Raw genomic sequence first — 17,821 nt, 5'->3', positions numbered from 1 at the left:
GAAATGATAGTTAGTGTGTTGCCTTGTTATTGTAATGATGCTTTACCTTTCTGGGAATATCACGTGGATTTGACTCTTTGCATCCTTTTTTATCCCGTACCCGATGTGATACGGCAAAACAAAAGATGTCCCGGATTATGGTAAATTTTTCGGCAGGTGTCTCAGAATCCATATATTCTGGAAGCCGACGGCTCAGGCAGCCGACGAGCTCATTTATATTTGTCATGTACCTGTGCTTATTGTTTTTCTGGTTAATGGTACGGTCGATGATCCCGTCCGTTTCCTTCTTAATAGCAAGGGTGAGGTTCGCAAGCAGAATGGAGATCCAGAATTCCTGAAGGATCGAATTTTCGGAATAACCGCGAAAGTCCGTAAGCCCTATTTTTTCCTTAATCAGCTTATAATCTTCTTCCACTGGCCATCTAAGAAAGTAGCACTGGCGGAACAGACCTTGATCCAGGCCAAAATCATTTGTGATCAGTGTTTCCAGTGTCTCGCCTGGAAGATAGAACTTTAGGACGCGGACTTTCCTGTCATCCAAAACGAGAATGTGGTCGGTGATCCCATACTGGTCTGCCGGTGCGGGAAGCGCATCAATCGCATTGTTAAATTTAGACCTGAGCCGGAAAAGATACCCTGCATGGATCGTGTCTTCGATATAAGCGATCAATTCTTTGGAAGCATATCCCCTGTCGAAGACAAACATGGTGTATAATAAGCTTGCCCGTGCTTTGTTTTTGATATTGTCCATATGTCTCATGGCAAGTGTACGCTCATCCACATGGATTGGTTCGAACTGGGCATCAAGGACGCGGTCATTGAGAACGTCAAAAGCAACACTGGCAATGGCAGTGGGAGAGCTAGCACCTCTCCCGATGCTGCCATATTGATCAAGGAGAGCTTTCCGGTTGGGAAGCGGGATCTTAGAGCCGTCAATGGCTATGATCTGCCGTCCCCATACCCCCAGAAACCGCGCGTGGAAAGGAAGGGAATCCTGGCTGCAGAGGAAATCCAGCATGCGCTCAAAAGCTTCTTTGAAAATGGAATGGCTAATTTTAGAACGCGCTTTGCTGAAAGCCTGCTGTGAGCAGCTGACAGAGGGTGCTCCCGATTTCAGTTTAAGTTCATGAAAAAAACTATCCAAGGAGGCAGAGATTGTCTTTTTAACATTGCCGAGTAAAAGTTTAACCAAAGTCCAGTAAGGAAGTTTTCCGCAGTTACGGGTATAAGCGCCTTTTTGCCTGCGCGCCCTGTCCAGGGCATTTGGGTCAAGCAAAGTGTTGCAGATAATATCGGCGAGAATCTGAATGAGTTTCATAAATGCAGCTCCTTTCAAAAATGTACTATAATCAGGGGCTGCGCCGCAAATTTTGGTTATTTTGTCAATAGTAAATCTAATGAAAATATCAGGAAATTTTTGTGCAATATTTTGAGCTCACTCTTTAGAAAAACGATACAAAAAAGCACAGGAAAATCCTGTGCCGATGATAAGATGATATAAATTTTAAAATATCAAACACTATATATTGTGGTTGCTTTAGTTAGGTTGTTAACATTGATAAATGAATATAAAAATTTAGTGTTAAAGAAATTGCGGGTTCCTCTTTTGATATACACGGGGAAAATATTACAAGATTATCAAAATGGACTAGGTGTTTTTATTAATAAAGATGAAATGAGATTTGTTTCGAATGGTGATGCAAAGCACGATATACTTAACACTTTTAGTTCAGGACAATTGTCTGGATTTGTGTTATCATTTTTATTTGCAATGAATAAACGATATATTTCAGAAGAAAATGATGATATTGGTTTTATTTTAATTGATGATCCAGTACAAACGATGGATGATATTAATATAGCATCTTTCATAGAAGTACTAAGGAACGATTTTCCAACTAAGCAGATTATTTTGTCTACACATGAAACCGATAAGGAAAATTATATATTATACAAATTCTTAAAATATAACCTAAAAGGTCAGTCATTTAATGTGAAAGATAATATGTATTAATTTGAAACAAAAATAGATAAATTAACAAGATTCAGAATATAAGGTTTGTTTAGCATGAGTTGCAGGGATAATCACATTATGGGATTGACAGCAGCACAGGCGGCTATACAAAGTAGGTAGGAGTTCTCTTTCCTTTGAATTACCGCTATCTTTCGAGCAGGCGGCAGCTTACCGAAAGGCTAACGGACAGTATGTAAGGAAAAATCAATGGAGAGAAACGAATGTAACCGTTTATATCGACCTTGATTAGAGGATGAATTATGATAAGCGTATCATTAGAAATAGTGGTACGCTTATTTTATTGTCTGAATCGCACCTTTGATTGGATTGCTATTTCTCTTTATAATGAAATCAAAAAAGGTTGGTGTTGATTATGAGAGAAAAGAAAAATCATTTATATGTGGATAGTGAAGAAAGAAAACTCCTGTTACATAGCCTTGTAGAGCTGAAAAATCAACTCATACAGCAGGGCAGATATACAGATTGTGTTGATGAACTTATTATTAAGGTTATCCATGCACCTGTAAAAAAGTTAAGGGTAGAACTGGCAGGGGGAAGTGATGTGCGATAAAGAATTTAAAGAACTGGTGAAGATAGCGGTAGAGAAACTGAAAGACGAATCTGTATTGAAACTGTTACAAGCGGATGCGAGTTATCAAAAGGACAGTAATAATGAGGGAAGTGCAGAGGATGCATTTAATCAGCTTGATTTGACCAAGAAGCAGAGGGCAGTTTGCCAACACCTTTTAGATTGCAGGGATAAGCAGGATTTTGAATATGGCACTCATGCGTATATTGCAGGGCTGATGGATGCGTTTCATATTATGGCGGTATTGTTTCCAGAAAAATGGGATACAGAGAGAATAAGAGAAGCCTTATCATATAAGAGTAGATAAAAAAAGAATAGACTTTTACATAGCCGATTGGTGTAGTTTAAAAACAGCCAGTCGGCTTTTTTATTGTCATAAATCCTTTACATAGCCACCTTGACAAAGTGGCTAAATTTATGCGAAAGGAGGACGCACCTATGTCAAATTGCAAAGTAATCGCTCTGACAAACCAGAAAGGCGGTGTCGGCAAGACCACCACGGCGGTCAATCTGGGCGTCAGTCTGGCACAGCAGGGTAAAAAAGTGCTTCTGATTGATGCAGATGCACAGGCAAATTTAACGATGTCGCTTGGTTACAGCAGACCAGATGATTTGTCGGATACGCTTTCAAGCATCATGCAGGATGTGATAGACGATAATCCTGCCAATGTCCAGAAAGCTATCCTGCACCATGATGAGGGCGTTGACCTGCTTCCGTCCAACATTGAACTGTCTGGACTGGAAGTAAGGCTGATTAACGCCATAAGCCGTGAAAGCGTACTGAAAGCCTGCATCAATGAGGTGAAAAAGAATTACGACACGGTTCTCGTGGACTGTTTATGTGGATAACCACATAAACAGTCTAATGCGGAGTTAAATATTATGCAGAGTAACTATCTGCAATCATTAATAAAACCTATGATTTTCTTTCTGTTTACTCAGCATAATATTCCATATAGAATACCTCTTACAAATCACAGAAAGGGGGTTCCTATATGGAGCAACACGAGGTAACTATTGAAGAATTAGTAAATGGGCTGATGGATCACCTTAAGCTCATTGGCTACAAAGAAAGTACCCGGGAAAGATACTTGGCTTATTATAAAGTCTTTATCAAGTACTGCAGAAAGAAGGAGATTGATTATTTTTCACTTGATCTTGGAAAGCAGTTTCTGTTAGAACATCACAAGCATAAGTGGGTTGATTTTGAAAATCTGACAATGGCTGAGAATTATCTCCAGCGTCACATATGGATGTTGTACGAATTTCAATTGTACGGTGAAATCCGCCAGAAAAAACGACTTTCAAAAGACATGAGACTTGAATATTTTGAGGGTGTTTTAGATGGCTACATTGCACATGAAACAGAAAGAGGACTTAAGGATACAACCTTAAAGGGCAAGGAATTTTCTGCGAGAAAAGTATTTAAGTATTTCGAAAGCATCGGGATAAAAAATACCAGCGACATACGGTCCGAGCATGCATATGGATTTTTGGCAAGCAGATCCTACTACTCTATAACGACAAAAGAGGCTTATCAGTATTTGCTTAGGAGCCTTCTCGCTTATATGAGCCAAAAGGAACTGTGCAGTAAGGATTTAGCTCAGATGTTTCCGGTTATTTCAATTCACACCAAGAATTCATATCCTTCGTATTTCACGCCGGAATGTATAACAAAACTGCTTCAAAGCATCGATACCGAAACGTTGTATGGGAAAAGAGATTACCTGATTCTCCTCTTGGCAGCAACCCTTGGAATGAGGTGTATCGATATATGCCGGCTTACTCTGGATGACATTGATTGGAAAAGGAAAACTATTGGTTTTGTACAGTCTAAAACCGGTGAATATGTTTCATTACCCATTAGTGATGAATTGCTTATGGCTCTTATCGATTATATAAAAAACGCACGTCCCGAATGTGATTATAGAGAAGTATTGGTCAGCAACCGGGCGCCTGTGAAACCCTTTGAACACAGAAATTTCCATGAAATGCTGCAAAAATATTTTAAGCGTGCAGAAATTACTTTTAAAGAGGACCAGAAGCATGGGATGCATTCCATGCGTTCTTCTTTAGCAAGCAACATGCTTAGAAGTGAGGTCCCTATTCCTGTGATCTCAAATGTATTAGGGCATAAATATACAGATACGACAGGGATATATATCAAAATCGATTTAGAAGGACTAAGAAAAGTCGCATTGGAGGTGCCGAGGTATGAGTGAAAAAGAGATGGCTGGATTCGATGGTTTATATGGAGATACGTGTATCGCCTTTATAGAATACAGACGAAGCCTTGGATATAAATACGAGGGAAGAATCGTCCGTGCAATCAGGGAATTGAACCGATATCTGAATGAGCATGCCGCAGATGACACTATAAATCTGACAAAAGAATTGGTTCTTGGATTTGCTGCTAAGAGAGAAGGTGAACAGCCTATGACTCAAATGCGTAGAGAAGCACTGATAAGGCAGCTTGCAACATATCTGAACAGCATTGGTGTTCCTACATATGTTCTTCCGGAACATCAGCATGAAAGGTGTTCATTTGTTCCATATATTTTCACAAGGGAACAGATTTGCAGTCTGTTAAAGGCGGCAGACAGCCTTCCGTATGCTTATCGTTCGCCTAATATGTACAATGTTTACCCTTTCCTCCTCAGACTGCTCTATTGCTGCGGTTTGAGAATATCTGAGGCCTTATCCCTGAAGATATCTGATATAGATTTTACAGATAAAGTGATTACGGTAAGACAGTCAAAATACAATAACACACGCTTAGTGCCTATGTCGGAGTCCCTGTTCGCATGCTTAAGGAACTATATGAACGCGGTCAGATACTCGGAAAATGATACCGGTCTTCTATTCAGAAACCGATGGGGTAAGGCTTACCGGCCGAACTCTATACTTCAGAAGTATAAGAAGCTGCTTGAAGAAGCCGGTATTCCATGTACGGCAAGCGGAAAGCTTCCCCGTCTGCACGACTTAAGGCACACATTTGCAGTTCATGCACTTGAGGGAATGGCTGCCCAAGGAATTGATATGTATGTTTCCATACCATATCTTGAGGAATACATGGGGCATAGAAATATCAACTGCACAGAGAAATACCTCCGCTTAACAGCAGACTCCTATGATCGGATAATTGATGCACTCACACCATTATACAATGACATGATCAAGGGAGGGGATGCAGATGAGTAAAAAATATTTATCGGATTATCTTACTGACTATCTCACGAGATACCTTCCTCTGCAGATAGGAGCAAGCCCCAACACTATCAGGTCATACAGAGATGCCTTTATTGTATTTTTGCGGTACTGTCGTGATGAATTAAAGATTAAACCAGAGAAGTTAACAATGGATCAGATTTCAAGAAAAATGGTTGAAGTCTATTTGTTATGGCTGGAAGAAAACAAAGGCTGTGCTGTTAGTACAAGGAATCATAGACTTACAGTCATTCATGCATTGATGAGATATATCGCGGTAGAAGATCCCCGGTACATGTCCAAATGTCAGGAAATACTCGGAATAGACTTTAAGAAATGCGCCAAAAGAGAAGTTGAATATCTAACTGTCGATGAATTGAAAATCATTTTTGAACAGCCTGACAGTAAAAGAAAAAATGGCCAAAGAGATCTTACCATGCTTTCACTTTTATATGATTCCGGGGCAAGAGTCCAGGAACTTGTAGATTTAAAACTGAAAGACATCCGCTTTACAAAACCTGCAACTGTTACGCTTACAGGAAAAGGAAACAAGGCAAGAATCGTGCCATTGATGCCGGATACGGGAGCGCTGATAGAAAAGTATACAAGTAACTATGGCATCACAGTGCCGGATCAGTACCTGTTTGTGAATAAAATGAAACAGAAACTGACGAGATCCGGAGTCGAATATGTGATATCGAAATATGTGGCAAAGGCTCAGGTTAGTCACCCTGAAATAGCCATCTTAAATGTGACACCTCATATTTTTCGCCACAGTAAAGCGATGCATTTGGTGCAGGCAAATGTAAATCTGATTTATATCCGCGATTTCTTGGGGCACGAATCAGTCAAAACAACAGAAATATATGCGAAAGCTGATTCTGCCGCAAAAAGAGAAGCTCTTGAAAAGGCAAGCGAAAAAATCATTCCAGAAAGCCGATACAAAGATAAAAAGAGAGAAGAACTCCTTGATTGGTTAAAGGAAATGATTTAAAGAGATCAACAGAATGGAGAATTATTATGCAGAGTATAATACGACACAATCACAGCGAAATGAATGAATTCAGCGGTTTACTCCGCATAATAATTTACTCCGCATTAGACTGTATGCCGAGCTTGGGTATGCTGACAATCAATGCGCTTGCGGCTGCTGACAGCGTGGTTATCCCGACACAGCCCCATTATCTTTCCGCCAAAGGCTTAGAGCTGTTGCTTCGCTCCGTGTCTAAGGTCAAACGGCAAATCAACCCGCACCTGCGGATTGACGGCATCCTTATGACGATGGTAATGCCACGCACGAACATCTCTAAGGAAATCACGGCAACGGTGAAAAGTGCCTACGGGCAGAGGATTAAAGTGTTTGACACACAGATACCCCACTCCATCCGTGCCGTGGAAGCCACCGCAGAGGGAAAGAGCATTTTTGCCTACGACAAAGGCGGCAAGGTAGCCGCCGCTTACGAGCAGTTCGGAAAGGAGGTGGCAGAGCTTGGCGAGAAGCAGAGGAAGCAAAATCGAGCTGACCGCATACGATGACCTCTTTGAAACGGACGAGAGCCGTGCAGAAGCAAATTTAAGCAAAATAAGGGAAATCCCGATTGCGGAGATTGACGAGTTCCCAGACCACCCGTTCAAGGTTTTAATGGATGAGGACATGGAGCAGCTTGTGGACAGCGTAAGGCGGAGCGGCGTGATGACCCCTGCCACAGTCCGCCAGAAAGAGGACGGGCGGTATGAGCTTATCAGCGGTCACAGGAGGAAAAAGGCTTGTGAGCTTGCAGGGCTTGAAACGCTCAAATGCGAGGTTAAGGAGCTGACCCGTGACGAAGCGATTATTGTCATGGTTGAAAGTAATCTCCAAAGGACTACTATCTTGCCGAGTGAGAAAGCCTTTGCGTATAAGATGCGGCTTGAAGCTATGAAACGTCAGGGTGAGCGTACAGATTTAACTTCTGCACCAGTGGTGCAGAAGTTGACGAGCCGAGAAAAGATAGCGGCAAAAACTGATGATAGTCACGAGCAAGTACGCCGCTTTATCCGTCTGACCGAGCTTGTACCCGAAATCCTGCAAATGGTAGATGAACACCAGATTGCTTTCCGCCCTGCGGTGGAAATTTCCTATCTTTCCGAGGAACAGCAATACACGCTTTTAGAAGCGATGGGCTACAATGATGCCACGCCCTCTCTTGCACAGGCTATCAAGATGAAAAAGTTCATGCAGGAGGGAAAGCTAACGGACGGGGTTATCCAAAGCATCATGCAGGAGGAAAAACCGAACCAGAAAGAGAAACCCGCCTTTAAGGACGAGCGGATAACCAAGCTCATACCGAAATCCATCCCCAGAGGGCAGGAAACGGATTTTGTCGTAAAGGCGTTGGAGTTCTACAACCGCCATCTGCAAAGGCAGCGGGGGCAGGAAAGATAACCGCACACTTGGGGAGAAGTCCGCCCTTTGGGGGATAGCAAATTTTTTTAAACTTCCCCCTCTCCACACCTCTCCCCCTAGATACTGCCAGTAACTATCCGAGAAAAGAACAATTAAAGGCTGTCCAGATGGGCGGCTTTTTTTCTGCCAGAAAGTCAACTATCAACATGAGAACGAACAGGAGGTAATGAATGAAGATTCGTAAATTATTTCAAAGGGCTGCGGCGTTTGCGTTGGCTGCGGTCACGGCATTATCTGGTGTTAGTATATAAGAGTGGACAGGAAAAGTTGAACAATCTATACTATCAAGTGAAAGAGCAAAGGAGATGAAGGGCATGGCGAAAAACCAAAAATCTTACACTCTGGAATTTAAACAGCAGATCGTGGATCTGTACAATGCCGGAGGAACCTCGTATCCAAAACTGGAGCGTGAATATGGCGTAAATCGGAGTACTATCAGCGGGTGGGTAAAGCAGCTTTCCCCAATCAAAGTATCGGGGGAGGAAACGGTTACCCTCAGGGAGTATAAGGCTCTCCAGAAAGAGAACCAGCGCCTTAAGATCGAGAATGAAATATTAAAAAAAGCGACCGCCATATTCGCAAAAGAACAATAGCCGAAATTGTGGCTTTTATCCAGAACAACCTGGCTGATTACTCTGTGTCCCAGCTTTGCAGCGCCTTGAAATTCCCAAGGGGCACCTATTACAAGGCTCTGGTCCGTGTGTTCAAATAAGCAAAAAGAGTATGAAGAATTCGGCCGGAAAGTGAAACAGGCATATGAGGACTCAAAACAGAGATATGGAGCTGTCAAACCTAATCTCCCGAAAAAATTATACACAGATTGACTGTATGATAGTATGAATCCATTGAAAATACGGGGTTTTTAGGCAGCTTTGACGCTTAAAAAATTTTCGTAAAAAAACCTCCCATTTTACGGGGAAATACGAGATAATAGAATTAACGACAAACTATTTTTTCGCAGTACCCATAAAAGAGAGGAGGTTTTACCATGAAGCGAGAATAAAAATCACAAGAAAAGAAGCTAGGGAACACCTGGAACAGTTTCATCTTGCCTGCGAATTAGCCAAGCTGATCCGACACCATTTTCCAGATCTTTTGTCATTGTTAAAACAATTACCAGATCCCCGGAATCAGAGTTATATTACCTATCCGGGTGTGATACTTCTTATGACCCGTATTCTTTCTTCTCTATTTTACATCAGTAGTATGCGGAAAACAAGTGAAGAATTCAATTCGGAGATCATGATAAAAAATGTCTGGAGCTTGTGCAAAGAAGAAGCTGTAGTGGATGAATTGCCTTATTGGGAAACCATCAACCGGTATCTGGAAAAACTGGAGCCGAAAAATCTGCAGGATGTGATCAATTGTCTATGCCGCAGATGGTTGCGCAGCCGGGTATTTGAAGATATGCGTATCAGGGGAAAATACTGGCAGGTAATCATAGACGGGACGCAGCTTTGCAGTAGCCGTGGGGAATTGGACGGGAAGAGTCTGCACCGGATTCATAACAAAGGGACGGGAAAGGAGTACCAGGAGAATTATTATTATGTGTTGGAGGCGAAACTGGTATTACACCCGAAAATCCTCATCAGTATCCAAACAGAATTCGTAGACAATGAAGATGGGAAGGAGATAGAGAAGCAGGATTGTGAAAGGAAAGCGTGCTGGCGTTTGATGGAGAAGCTGAAAAAGGCATTTCCAAGGTTGCCAATCTGCCTGTGCGGTGACAGCCTGTATGCCTGTGAAGGTTTTTTTAAGAGATGCAAGAGAAAAAATTGGAAATATATTCTGCGTTATAAGGAAGGGAGTATCCCAACAATCGGAACGGAATACCGGAAATTGAAGGGAATAGAAAAGAATTATCAGGAACGCAAAAGAGAGACGGGGAAGGAATGGCATGATTACGTAACAGAGATAGATTATAAAGGGTATAAGGTGAATCTGGCAGAATACGGGGAATATCAAGAACAACTCAGTAAAAAGGGGAAGAAAAAAGGAAGAGCAGAAATCATTCAAAAAGAATTCTGGTTTCTGACGGATCTGCCTGTCACCCGAAAAAATGTGGCTGATCTGACGGAGAGGGGAAGGATGCGCTGGAGGATTGAAAATGAGGGATTCAATGCACAGAAGAAGCATGGATACTATCTGGAGCATCTGTACAGCAGGAATTACCAGGCGTTGAAAAACCATTATTACCTGATTCAGATTGGACATATGATCGGACAGTTCCTGGAGGCATGGGAGCGGATATGGAAGAAAGTAAAGCAAAGTTTGGAGCAAAAGCATAAGCGGATGATGGAATCCATGAAGGAACTGCTGCTAGAGAAATATAAGGAAGAGATAAATCAGAAGATACAGATACGGTTTATATAGAAAGCATTAGGGAGAGGTGGTGATGGAAGGATAGACGATAAAGAAAAAACGTACGGAAACAGGGCGTAGGGATTTTATGGCTCAAATCGGATGTTACGATAAATGGATGTGAGAAAATGGAATCCAATGTGCTCTAAGAAAGTAAACATAAATTTAAGCGTCAAAGCTGGGTTTTTAGGCGCTCCCTCTTTACAAATATGTGTATAAGTTTTATAATATAAGTAGAAATATTATACACATATTTAAAGGAGCAACGGCATGTCATCACTTGTTTACGTCAAAAATCCAAATGGTAAAACCTATGTTTACAGCAACACTTCAATTTATGATAAGGAAACTAAAAAAGTCAAACACATCCGCAAGAGCATTGGGTGTCGGACGGCAAATTGAGGGAGACGCAAACAGCGAATTATTTTTCCGACATTTATCCTATTGACTGCGCAGTGCTGTCTGCAAATGCACAATCCTGTCAAAAATGCTGCACGTTGTTGTCGGTATTGTTTTGCGCCTGAAATGCAAAAGGCCATGGATCCCTCATGAGACACATGGCCCATATGAAAAATTTAGTTTTTCCCCTGCCTGTCGGCCAGAACAGGAAGATGAACCAGGCCGGTGGCGACAGTCACCGCATCCACCTTCCGCATCAGGGAGCCGATCCTTTCTTCATTCCAAAAGATATCGGAGAAATCGGAGAGCTCGCACCCTACATCATGGTTAGGGATGCACAGGTAGTTCCCATATTTATGCCGTCCGGCGAGGATGTGGAAGTAAGTCCCCCGCCCATTGATCTCAGCTTCATACCATCCGTTCCCCGTGCTCAGCAGGATGATCTGCCCCGTCCAGGTCTCCTTGCGGGAACCGCTTTTCAGGATACAGGTATAATTCATGTTCCATTCCTCCTATCCGAGATTCTGGCTGCTGACAGAAGCCAGGATGACATCCGTATCGATCACTTTCTTGTCCATCTGTGCCCCCAGAGTCAGCGCGTCGGTCATCAGGTTGTCCACCAGGCGGGGGCTCCCCTGGGAGTGACTGTGGACGGCAGAAAGCGCTGCCTGGTCGATGATGGAGGCTGCGCCTCCGGCACAGGCGATCTTGTGGAGGATATACTGCGCCACTTCCGAGTCTGAGAGACCGGAAAAGTTGTAGTGTACGGTGATGCGCTGGCGCAGGGCCTCATGGACGGGCTTTTTCAGGGTGCTGTTCAGGTGGGGCTCCCCACAGAGGATGAGCGTGAAGCAGTTCAGGGAGTCATACCCGTAGTTCATGAGCATCTTGATATCCTCCAGGATGCCGGTGGAGAGGTATTGTGCCTCATCGACTGCCAGGAGGAGGGGCTGCTTCTTGTCCTTGTAGAGGTAGAGTATCTGCTCCTGTACGGCGCGGAACATCCCAGGCTTGCCGCCCCTTGGCTCTACCCCCAGGACAGAGCAGAGCTGGCGGTAGAACTCCATGACGCTGACCGTGGAGAGGCAGATGTACTCCATATGGTAGAGGTTGGGGTTGAGGCACTTTGCGAAGCAGCGCAGTGCGAAGGACTTGCCCATGCCGGGGCGTGCGGTGAACAGCCCGATTCCCCTTGTGTCCTTGAGGTAGTCCAGCCGGGACGTCATTTCCGAGATGTCCTTTGAGAGGAACCGGTCCTTTTCTCTTGCGTTCTGTTTGTCAAAGGGATTGAAGGAAAGCCCATAGTAGGAACGGAACATCAGCTCTCACCCCCGATCCTTGAATAATCGATGGACGGCGTGTTATTGCGTTTCGTCCTGCAGTTCTCGTTTTTATCCGTAGGCCGGATGGGATAATGTTCCCCCTCATAAAGGATGAAGGCACTGGACATGTCGTCTGGCAGGAAGCGGATATCCACTTTTGAAGAAATGAACTGCATGGGAACGTCATAGGACACCTTGTCGATGGAGACGGTAGAGTCCTTGTTCACCTTCCTGGTGATGCGGTTCAGGAAACATTCCTCCAGCCACTCCCTGGACTTAGGGTTCCGGATGGAGGAGCGTGTCTGCTGGTAGCGGTCCATGGGCGTTGTGCCGATGCCGGAATGGACAGATGTATTGTAGGTGCGCATATAGTCCTTAAGCAGCCTGTTGAACTGTGCCAGCGTGGTGATGGAATCCAGATCCAGCGTATAGAGCCAAGTCTCCTTGAGCGTTCTGAACTGGCGTTCTATTTTGGCTTTGGAAGCACCATCACGAATTTTTGTGTGTAAAAGTACGGTGCCGATGGAGCCGCAGATGAGGGAAAGCTGCTCATTCGAGTAACTGCAGCCATTATCGACATAGAGCTTTGCCGGGATTCCATGGGCTGCCACAGCGTCCTTCAACACCTTCTGGAAGTTATAGGCATTATCGTTATAGAAGAGGCCGCCGCCCACCAGAAAACGGGAATGGTCATCAATAATCATGATGCAGTAGACTCTCCTGCGCTGGCCGTGCTCCGTGATATAAGGCAGGTAACAGGTATCGGCCTGCCACATCTTCCCAAAGGCGTCTTCTTCAAATGCCTTCCTGTCCCGCATGCCGGGGTTGCGTGCCGATTTCAGGTCATGTTTCTTGACGAAGCGCTGGACGGCGCAGACGCTGACTGTGGCAGGGATGAAGGCTTCTTCAACGAGGTGCCGGTGGATCTGTGTAGAGTTCAGCCGTGGGAAGGCCTCCTTGAGGCGGTAGATCTCCTCAATGGCCGTGTCTGGGAGAACCCGGGTGGAGCCCTTATCGGAACGCTCCTGCGGCAAGAGGGCGTCGATGCCGCCGTTCTGGTAGAGGGACACCCATTTGCTGAGGGTCTTTGGGCTGTACTGGAATACCGAGCCGTCAGGCAGGGTGAGCGGTTTTTCGGTGATACGCTGGTAGTAAGCGTTCCTGGACGCATCCGGATAAAGGCCATGGATGACCGGCGCTATGAGAGCGAGGCGGAACTGTGCCATGGCGGCTGCGTCCGAAAGGTTTTTGGGATTGTTGTCCATAAAAATGTCCTCCTTAGGTGGTTTTCCACCATTATGCAGGAGAGAAGGGAGGGAAGCCATACCCGTGGCGTGTGGCCGACGGAAAAAGGGTCAGGGGCCGAACACCTGCTGGCAGTAAAGTGCCGGGTTTTTATGGGACTGGAGGAAAGACTTTGTAAAACGGCGGACAAAGGCGGAGGCGAAATCCGAATAAGCCGGCTGCGTGAACAGGGACTTCAGGAAGGAAAGGCCGGAAACCTCCATGGAGGAAAGCACGCCGAGCCAATCTTCCTTCTGCACCCGAAAGAGCTGCAGCCACCGGCGCAGCTGGGAAAGGGTGATGCAGAAGCGTTCGCATAGCCTTTCCACAGTGGAAAGGCGCAGGAAATACTCCGCCAGGACACGTAGAAGGAAGAACAGGCCATAGCCGGAGTAGGGAATGATGAAGTCCGGGAGGATGGCATGGGTATGGCCACAGGTACAGATGAGGCGCATGATGCAGAGGCTGTGGCGGACCTGGGTGCCGCCAATGAAGTCCACCAGGGAGCGGTCATAGTAGGCATGGATGTGGCAGGATCCCTTTACCCCACAGCAGGGACAGGTCTGTAGTTCCGAACGGAATCCGGCCATAAAGGAATCGAACAGGATCTTTGATGAACTTTTTATACGAACCAGCTTGCAAAACAGGGAGTTTTCTCTTATCATAGTATATGTCGGTGTTGCCGGAGCCTCACGAGTGGGATACGATCCCGTATATGGCAGGCACACTGGTATGTGAGAGAAAGAACGAACTGCGGAAGGGGCTGTTCTTTCTCTTTTTTTCGTTCCATAAAAACTATATCGGAATGACATGGGATGGTCAAGAGGAAAACGTGCCGCCTCCTGCAGCACACTTTTATAGACAGTGTTTAAAAACTGAGATTATAATTTGACGTTTTTGTGCGGGAGATAGGAACTTTAGTTTGCTGGGCTACAATTGGGCATCTGGATCCAGTAACAGGTGAAGTGGTTCCCAACCGCAGGAAAGGCGATGCTGCCCGTAAAAGGGCTCAAACGGAAGAACCTGCTGGCCGCTGTGTTGTGAAAAATACCGGCATACAGTCCCTTTTGGATAAAGCTGTTTCAGACATAGGGCTGATGGAACCGCTCAGTACAGTCTTTCCGGATGACTGGAGATGCATACTGACATGTGCGTATTACCTTGTCAGCGAAGGCGGGGCATTGCGCCACGTTGACCAGTGGCAGCGGATGTATCCATCACCGTGCCGTTCCCTGCTTGCAAGCCAGCGGGTGAGCGAACTCCTTGTAAGGATTACGCCCACACTGCAACAGGACTTTTTCAGCAGGTGGATTGATGTAAACAGCCAGAAGGATGTCTATGCAATGGATATCACCAGTGTATCTTCCTATAGCGAACTGATCGACTTTGTCCGCTGGGGATACAACCGTGACGGGGAAAAACTGCCACAGATCAACCTCCTTATGCTCACTGGTGTCACTTCCCATATGCCGCTGTATTACAGGATCATTCCCGGCAGCATTAAAGATGTGAACGCTCTGGAAGACAGCATAGCTAATATATCCGTTCTGGAGAGCCCAACATGCCATTTTGTCATGGACAAAGGCTTTTATAGTGAACCGAACCTTGACGCAATGTATGCCAGCCATAAAAAGTTCCTGATTGGAGTACCTTTTACTGTCGGTTTTGCCTGCAAGGCAGTGGAACACCACAGAGACAGCATCCGTTCCCATCATAATTACTGTACAGTCTTTGGGGATGGACTGTATGCGGTCACGGAATCTTCCAATTGGAAAGGGCATCGGTTCTATATCCACATCTACCACGATATTTTCAAGGCGGCGTCAGACGAACGGAATTTTGACCATACCCTGCACTGCTGTTATGAAGAACTTATGGCCGGCAGGCATGTAAAGGAGCATGCCTCTTATTATGATAAGTTCTTCTTGATCCATAAAACTCCTATAAGAGGCATCAGGGTGGATTACAATGAGGAAGCCATTAGCAAGCATAAAAGGAACCATATCGGCTGGTTCGTGCTTGTAAGTAATCACATTAAGGATACGACAAAAGCTCTTGAGGTGTACCGGAGCAAGGATGCTGTTGAGAAATGTTTCGATGATCTCAAAAATGATCTTGATATGAAACGTTTGCGTATCCATTCAGCGGCAGCTATGGAAGGCAGAATCTTCATACAGTTTATTGCACTTCTGATCACAACTCGTCTAAAGCAGGTGATGAATGAAGCCGGATGGTATAAAAATCATGATCTTCAAAAAGTAATAAGTGAAATGAAAACTGTCCGTAGTGTCAGTATAAATGGAACACGAAAAAAATACACAACGGAACTTACGCCATTTCAAAAAGACATATATGAGTTATATGGGCTGACACCTTAAACATGTGTATAATTTGAACGGGATTTTAGGGTCAAAATATGCCGCATACTGAATGATAACGGTACATCCTGCAGCGTCAAGCGGGTGCAGAGGCATATGGCAGAGCAGGGGCTGCGCTCTGTTGTAGTAAAGAAGTACAACCACCGTGCCAATCATGGCAGCGTCCCAGATGATAAGGTAAATATTTTGCAGCGTGATTTTGAAACGGAGACCATTAACCAAAAATGGTGTACGGACATTACTTACATCCATGTGCAGAAAGAAGGATGGACTTATCTGGCGTCTGTTATGGACCTATGCAGCCGCAAGATCATCGGGTATGCCTATGGAACATCTATGACGGCGGAACTGGCAGTCCAGGCAGTAAAGAATGCGTGCCTGAATGTCGCGGATACAGAGGGGATTATCCTGCACAGCGACCTTGGGAGTCAGTACACGGGTCGGGAATTTGAAAACTACTTGGCCAGCAGGGGAATCCTGCATTCTTTCAGCCGTAAGGGGAATCCATATGACAATGCCTGTATTGAGTCATTCCATTCCGTGCTGAAAAAGGAAGAAATCTATCTCCATGACTATCAGGATTCAACGGAAGCCCGCAGAGCAATCTTTGAATACATAGAGGGCTGGTATAACCGTAAAAGAATACACAGTGCTATTGGTTATATGACACCACAACAAAAGGAGGATGAAGAACTTAAAACAGCAGCATAACCTTTCAACTTTTTTTGTCTAAAGTATTGACATAGATCCAGTATTTCGCTATGAACGATGTGGAACGACGACAACTTATCGAAGCGTTGATTGCTGAAATACAGATTTATGAGGAACGCAAACCCAATGGTCAGTGGCTTAAATCAATTCGGTTTAAGCTACCGATTATTGAAAATGATTTAAGCATTGGTTTGGACAATGGTGAACATGTTGAAACTGTGTGTCTCTTGAGCAACCGAAAATTAAAACCTGATACTTATATAAAATTGAGTCTGGATATGGAAGATTATTACAGAATCAAAGATGCAGAGAAGGAAAAGAACAAGACATCATAACATCCTACCCGTAGTGATAAATTGTTCTACAGGAAAGGGTGCGAAGCATGGAAAATGTAGTATACGAGAAAGATTACGGAGAGGAATTCCGGGAGAGAAGTGATAAGGCGAAAGGACAGGACTTTTTAGACACATTGAAGGATATCGGATTCTTCCAGGCATACAAAGAAGAAATGGATAAAATCCCAAGGCGTGTGGTTCCAAAGGAAAAAGAGGATTACGGATACCTGCTTGGAGAATGTGACTTTTTCGATTAAGGACGGGCTATTGCGGATGACCATATTCATTGGATATTTTGATAAGGTGTATTAAGGATGAGAGCATCTGTTAGTGTGAGGAATGGCGGGTGCTTTTTTCATGAAGTTATGGTATGCTGTAAGAAATCAATTAGCCGGAGGTACGGAGTTATGGACGATCAGCGGATTTTACTGGATTATGAAACGATCAAGGGAGCTGTCGTCGGGGAGAAGTGGGCAATGGAGCGGATTCTTAAACATTACGATTTCTATATGGATGAACTCGCCACAGTGAAGGAGCGGGAGCCGGATGGAAATGTGAAGTGTTATGTGGATGAGGTTTTGAAGCAGGCAATAGCATTGAAACTGCTGGAGGAAGCGGAGAGGAGAGCGAAAGAGAAAATTAATAGTGTTTGAATCCATCCGGGATTCTTTCATAATTCGCAATCTACGAAGCTGCCTGGAAGAAGAGCATGGGGATAATACGCTTTTAGGGGTGAAAAATGGTATCTCGTTTATCTTGGATTTTTCTATTCCTA

The 17,821-nt window shown here is 44.5% G+C and carries 19 protein-coding genes and 2 pseudogenes; 16 read left to right on the top strand and 5 right to left on the bottom strand.

Features of this window, described 5'->3' with window-relative positions:
• Positions 1-10: 10 nt before the first annotated feature.
• Entirely contained in the window at positions 11-1,318 is a 1,308-nt protein-coding gene (locus AC6I3O_RS17960) for an IS4 family transposase (protein WP_497850542.1), read from the bottom strand.
• A gap of 237 nt (positions 1,319-1,555) precedes the next feature.
• Here AC6I3O_RS17960 and AC6I3O_RS17955 point away from each other — a divergent pair, with 237 nt between their 5' ends.
• The 11 genes and pseudogenes from AC6I3O_RS17955 to AC6I3O_RS17905 all read left to right on the top strand — a co-directional run bounded on the left by AC6I3O_RS17955 (position 1,556) and on the right by AC6I3O_RS17905 (position 10,629).
• Complete coding sequence (locus AC6I3O_RS17955; RefSeq protein ID WP_497852023.1) at positions 1,556-2,014, top strand: hypothetical protein; 459 nt, start codon at positions 1,556-1,558, stop codon at positions 2,012-2,014.
• Positions 2,015-2,387: 373 nt separating this feature from the next.
• Positions 2,388-2,585, top strand: coding sequence for a hypothetical protein (locus tag AC6I3O_RS17950; RefSeq protein WP_497852022.1), 198 nt, complete (start codon positions 2,388-2,390; stop codon positions 2,583-2,585).
• Entirely contained in the window at positions 2,575-2,910 is a 336-nt protein-coding gene (locus tag AC6I3O_RS17945; protein ID WP_497852021.1) for a hypothetical protein, read from the top strand. The genes AC6I3O_RS17950 and AC6I3O_RS17945 overlap by 11 nt, the downstream gene beginning before the upstream one ends.
• Before the next feature lie 131 nt (positions 2,911-3,041).
• Positions 3,042-3,443: pseudogene (locus AC6I3O_RS17940) on the top strand (ParA family protein); the annotation flags it as partial.
• Positions 3,444-3,598: 155 nt separating this feature from the next.
• Entirely contained in the window at positions 3,599-4,825 is a 1,227-nt protein-coding gene (locus tag AC6I3O_RS17935) for a site-specific integrase (RefSeq protein ID WP_289227658.1), read from the top strand.
• Complete coding sequence (locus tag AC6I3O_RS17930; protein WP_162208674.1) at positions 4,818-5,804, top strand: tyrosine-type recombinase/integrase; 987 nt, start codon at positions 4,818-4,820, stop codon at positions 5,802-5,804. Before AC6I3O_RS17935 ends, AC6I3O_RS17930 begins: the two co-directional genes overlap by 8 nt.
• Positions 5,797-6,804 (top strand): site-specific integrase, encoded by a 1,008-nt coding sequence (locus AC6I3O_RS17925; RefSeq protein ID WP_162208673.1) that lies wholly within the window; start codon positions 5,797-5,799, stop codon positions 6,802-6,804. The genes AC6I3O_RS17930 and AC6I3O_RS17925 overlap by 8 nt, the downstream gene beginning before the upstream one ends.
• A 104-nt stretch (positions 6,805-6,908) precedes the next feature.
• A pseudogene (locus tag AC6I3O_RS17920) lies at positions 6,909-7,346 on the top strand (ParA family protein); the annotation flags it as partial.
• Positions 7,300-8,235 carry a ParB/RepB/Spo0J family partition protein gene (locus AC6I3O_RS17915; protein ID WP_497852020.1) on the top strand — a complete coding sequence of 312 codons (936 nt, stop codon included), beginning with the start codon at positions 7,300-7,302 and terminating at the stop codon, positions 8,233-8,235. The pseudogene AC6I3O_RS17920 and the gene AC6I3O_RS17915, both read left to right, overlap by 47 nt.
• 335 nt (positions 8,236-8,570) lie before the next feature.
• Positions 8,571-8,849, top strand: coding sequence for a transposase (locus AC6I3O_RS17910; protein WP_497849288.1), 279 nt, complete (start codon positions 8,571-8,573; stop codon positions 8,847-8,849).
• A gap of 649 nt (positions 8,850-9,498) precedes the next feature.
• Positions 9,499-10,629 carry a transposase gene (locus AC6I3O_RS17905; RefSeq protein WP_497849426.1) on the top strand — a complete coding sequence of 377 codons (1,131 nt, stop codon included), beginning with the start codon at positions 9,499-9,501 and terminating at the stop codon, positions 10,627-10,629.
• 563 nt (positions 10,630-11,192) lie between these two features.
• Here AC6I3O_RS17905 and AC6I3O_RS17900 read toward each other — a convergent pair.
• From AC6I3O_RS17900 to AC6I3O_RS17885, 4 genes are all read right to left on the bottom strand, one after another.
• Positions 11,193-11,516 carry a DUF6618 family protein gene (locus AC6I3O_RS17900; RefSeq protein WP_302134599.1) on the bottom strand — a complete coding sequence of 108 codons (324 nt, stop codon included), beginning with the start codon at positions 11,514-11,516 and terminating at the stop codon, positions 11,193-11,195.
• 12 nt (positions 11,517-11,528) lie between these two features.
• Positions 11,529-12,335, bottom strand: coding sequence for an ExeA family protein (locus AC6I3O_RS17895; RefSeq protein ID WP_497850223.1), 807 nt, complete (start codon positions 12,333-12,335; stop codon positions 11,529-11,531).
• Positions 12,335-13,603, bottom strand: a complete 1,269-nt coding sequence (locus tag AC6I3O_RS17890; protein ID WP_497850015.1) for a DDE-type integrase/transposase/recombinase — start codon at positions 13,601-13,603, stop codon at positions 12,335-12,337. The genes AC6I3O_RS17895 and AC6I3O_RS17890 overlap by 1 nt, the downstream gene beginning before the upstream one ends.
• Positions 13,604-13,693: 90 nt before the next feature.
• Positions 13,694-14,287, bottom strand: a complete 594-nt coding sequence (locus AC6I3O_RS17885) for a DUF6431 domain-containing protein (protein ID WP_497851637.1) — start codon at positions 14,285-14,287, stop codon at positions 13,694-13,696.
• 234 nt (positions 14,288-14,521) lie between these two features.
• Here AC6I3O_RS17885 and AC6I3O_RS17880 point away from each other — a divergent pair, with 234 nt between their 5' ends.
• The 5 genes from AC6I3O_RS17880 (at position 14,522) to AC6I3O_RS17860 (ending at position 17,699) form a co-directional block, all read left to right on the top strand.
• Entirely contained in the window at positions 14,522-16,000 is a 1,479-nt protein-coding gene (locus AC6I3O_RS17880; RefSeq protein ID WP_497852019.1) for an IS1634 family transposase, read from the top strand.
• 84 nt (positions 16,001-16,084) lie between these two features.
• The gene (locus tag AC6I3O_RS17875) at positions 16,085-16,711 is read left to right on the top strand and encodes an IS3 family transposase (protein WP_497852018.1); all 627 of its coding nucleotides are present in this window, start codon (positions 16,085-16,087) and stop codon (positions 16,709-16,711) included.
• Positions 16,712-16,761: 50 nt separating this feature from the next.
• Positions 16,762-17,046, top strand: coding sequence for a hypothetical protein (locus tag AC6I3O_RS17870; protein WP_497852017.1), 285 nt, complete (start codon positions 16,762-16,764; stop codon positions 17,044-17,046).
• Between the two features lie 47 nt (positions 17,047-17,093).
• On the top strand, positions 17,094-17,303 hold the full coding sequence (locus AC6I3O_RS17865; RefSeq protein WP_497852016.1) for a hypothetical protein: 210 nt from the start codon (positions 17,094-17,096) through the stop codon (positions 17,301-17,303).
• A gap of 150 nt (positions 17,304-17,453) precedes the next feature.
• Positions 17,454-17,699, top strand: a complete 246-nt coding sequence (locus tag AC6I3O_RS17860) for a helix-turn-helix domain-containing protein (RefSeq protein ID WP_497852015.1) — start codon at positions 17,454-17,456, stop codon at positions 17,697-17,699.
• Positions 17,700-17,821 lie beyond the last annotated feature (122 nt).

Source organism: Sporofaciens sp. St.21A7 (assembly GCF_059728535.1).
Note: the sequence above shows the minus strand (reverse complement) of the source record. Positions and strands in the feature narration are given on the sequence as shown.

Bases quoted from the DNA above. Each gene is read 5' to 3' on its own strand.
- AC6I3O_RS17890 (WP_497850015.1), bottom strand. From the start codon at position 13,603: ATGGACAACAATCCCAAAAACCTTTCGGACGCAGCCGCCATGGCACAG.
- AC6I3O_RS17960 (WP_497850542.1), bottom strand. From the start codon at position 1,318: ATGAAACTCATTCAGATTCTCGCCGATATTATCTGCAACACTTTGCTT.
- AC6I3O_RS17900 (WP_302134599.1), bottom strand. From the start codon at position 11,516: ATGAATTATACCTGTATCCTGAAAAGCGGTTCCCGCAAGGAGACCTGG.
- AC6I3O_RS17945 (WP_497852021.1), top strand. From the start codon at position 2,575: ATGTGCGATAAAGAATTTAAAGAACTGGTGAAGATAGCGGTAGAGAAA.
- AC6I3O_RS17895 (WP_497850223.1), bottom strand. From the start codon at position 12,335: ATGTTCCGTTCCTACTATGGGCTTTCCTTCAATCCCTTTGACAAACAG.
- AC6I3O_RS17865 (WP_497852016.1), top strand. From the start codon at position 17,094: ATGGAAAATGTAGTATACGAGAAAGATTACGGAGAGGAATTCCGGGAG.
- AC6I3O_RS17950 (WP_497852022.1), top strand. From the start codon at position 2,388: ATGAGAGAAAAGAAAAATCATTTATATGTGGATAGTGAAGAAAGAAAA.
- AC6I3O_RS17925 (WP_162208673.1), top strand. From the start codon at position 5,797: ATGAGTAAAAAATATTTATCGGATTATCTTACTGACTATCTCACGAGA.
- AC6I3O_RS17905 (WP_497849426.1), top strand. From the start codon at position 9,499: ATGATAAAAAATGTCTGGAGCTTGTGCAAAGAAGAAGCTGTAGTGGAT.
- AC6I3O_RS17930 (WP_162208674.1), top strand. From the start codon at position 4,818: ATGAGTGAAAAAGAGATGGCTGGATTCGATGGTTTATATGGAGATACG.
- AC6I3O_RS17870 (WP_497852017.1), top strand. From the start codon at position 16,762: ATGAACGATGTGGAACGACGACAACTTATCGAAGCGTTGATTGCTGAA.
- AC6I3O_RS17860 (WP_497852015.1), top strand. From the start codon at position 17,454: ATGGACGATCAGCGGATTTTACTGGATTATGAAACGATCAAGGGAGCT.
- AC6I3O_RS17935 (WP_289227658.1), top strand. From the start codon at position 3,599: ATGGAGCAACACGAGGTAACTATTGAAGAATTAGTAAATGGGCTGATG.
- AC6I3O_RS17885 (WP_497851637.1), bottom strand. From the start codon at position 14,287: ATGATAAGAGAAAACTCCCTGTTTTGCAAGCTGGTTCGTATAAAAAGT.
- AC6I3O_RS17910 (WP_497849288.1), top strand. From the start codon at position 8,571: ATGGCGAAAAACCAAAAATCTTACACTCTGGAATTTAAACAGCAGATC.